The sequence below is a fragment of the Aeromonas sp. HMWF014 genome (genome assembly GCF_963878295.1).
Lineage (GTDB): Bacteria > Pseudomonadota > Gammaproteobacteria > Enterobacterales > Aeromonadaceae > Aeromonas > Aeromonas popoffii.
Window position 1 is genome coordinate 5,032 of record NZ_CAWNYS010000351.1, and the last position, 2,173, is coordinate 7,204.

A 2,173-nucleotide genomic window follows, 5' to 3' on the forward strand; every position below is an offset into this window, starting at 1 on the left:
GAGGCGCTGGTTGTCCAGCAGCACCATCTTCACCTTGAGCTGGGCCCGGCGGATGGTGCCAAGCTCCTGCACGTTCATCATGAAAGAGCCATCACCGCTCACCAGCACCACCTCGTCATCCGGGCGCGACATCTTGGCGCCGATGGCGGCGGGCAGACCGAACCCCATGGTGCCGAGACCCGCGCTGGAGAGGTGGTTGCGCGGGCTGGTAAAGCGCATGTGCTGGGCTACCCACATCTGGTGCTGACCGACGTCACAGGCCACCACGCTGGTCTCCGGCAGCCGGGCGGAGAGCTGCTTGAGCAGGGCCGGAGCATAGATAGGCTGACCGGGATGGTCATAGCGAAATGCATACTCACGAGCCATGTTCGCGCAGTGCTCACGCCATGGGTCGATGGCGAGAGGCTGCCCAAGCGCTGGCAGCACCAGCTTGAGATCCGTAGTGATACCCACCTCGGCGGCGCGGCGCTTGCCAAATTCGGCGGCGTCCACATCGAGATGGATCACTTTCGCCTCGGGGGCAAACTCCTCCAGCTTGCCGGTTACCCTGTCGTCGAAACGGGCTCCCACCACCACCAGCAGGTCGCACTGCTGCACCGCGTAGTTGGCCGCCTTGGTGCCGTGCATGCCGAGCATGCCCAGATAAACGGCGCTATCGGGGTCGAGCGCACCAATCCCCTTGAGGGTGGTGACCGCAGGCATGCCGGTGACGGCAGCAAAGTCTCGCAGTTGCTGCTCGGCATTGGCCATGCCCACCCCGCCACCGACGTAGAGCACGGGGCGCTCGGCGGCGGCCAGCAGGGTGCGAGCGGCCGTCAGTTCGGCCTGGCTCAGATGCTCGGGCTCAGCCACTGCAAACAGCGGGCTCTGGGCCAGCACGGCAGCAAGTTGCACATCCTTGGGAAAATCGATCAGCACAGGCCCGGGGCGCCCTTCGGTGGCGATGGCGAACGCTTCTGCCAGCACACGCCCCAGATCGGCGGCATCGGTCACCATGAAGGAGTGCTTGGTGCAGGAGAGGGACATGCCGAGCACGTCGACTTCCTGAAACGCATCGGTGCCGATGGCGGAACAGGGCACCTGACCGCTGATGGCCACCAGCGGCACGGAATCGAGCAGCGCCTCCGCCAGACCGGTCACCAGATTGGTGGCGCCCGGGCCCGAGGTGGCGATGCAGACCCCCACCTGACCGGAGGCGCGGGCATAACCCACCGCCGCCATGGCGGCGCCCTGCTCGTGGCGGCAGAGCTGATGGGCCAGACCGCCGTCATACAGGGCGTCGTAGACCGGCATGATGGCTCCGCCCGGGTAACCAAACACCTGGGTCACACCCTGTTTCTTGAGAGCCTGTATCAAAAACTGCGCGCCGTTCATGTGGAAAATCCTGTCCTTTGGTCGAAAAAAAACCCCCGAGCTGTGAGGCTCGGGGGTCGCTTGTTTCGTTCTGTCCGGTGGTGGGTCTATCCCTTGTTCCGTGCAGCTAAACGAGCCCCGAGCGGTGAGATAATAATCACCACTAGGACCACAATAATGCTGACGAAACGGGAGGCCATGTTCATAGTTACAACCGGAAATCCTGTGAAATCGGGGCGGTTTGCACCGCGAATGGCTATTAGAACTAGCATGGTGATTTTTATTGGGCAAGCCTTTTTTCTGTGACAACCCACTGATTTTGGCTATTCCCCAGCCGGAACCCTGGAATAAAAAACCAACAATAAGCCGTTAGTCAGAACATATATCAACTCAAGGACGGGATTTATGTCATTAGCTGTGGTTTATAGCCGTGCCAGCCTCGGGATCGCGGCACCACAAGTCACGGTGGAAGTTCACCTCTCCAACGGCCTGCCCGCCTTCAACATGGTCGGCCTGCCGGAAACCTCGGTGAAAGAGTCGCGGGATCGGGTGCGCAGCGCTCTGCTCAACGGCAACTTCGAGTTCCCGAGCAAGCACATCACGGTCAATCTGGCGCCCGCCGATCTGCCCAAGGAGGGAGGCCGTTTCGATCTGGCCATCGCCATCGGCATTCTCGCAGCTTCCAAGCAAATCCCCGCAAAATACCTGCTCGATCACGAATTTTTGGGGGAGTTGGCCCTGACCGGCGAGATCCGTCCCGTGCTTGGGGTGCTGCCCGCCGTGCTTGCCTGCCGCGATGCGGGGCGCACCCTGCTGGTGC

Annotated in this window: 2 protein-coding genes; one reads left to right on the forward strand and one right to left on the reverse strand. The window is 62.0% G+C overall.

All coding sequences use genetic code 11. The annotated features are described in order from the left end of the window. The coding region (gene ilvG / locus AAC083_RS14610) for an acetolactate synthase 2 catalytic subunit (RefSeq protein WP_258224707.1) at positions 1 to 1,374 on the reverse strand (1,374 nt) is incomplete at its 3' end. Between the two features lie 384 nt (positions 1,375 to 1,758). Here ilvG and AAC083_RS14615 point away from each other — a divergent pair. Further along, on the forward strand, positions 1,759 to 2,173 hold a 415-nt coding region (locus tag AAC083_RS14615), incomplete at its 3' end, for a magnesium chelatase domain-containing protein (RefSeq protein WP_308811011.1).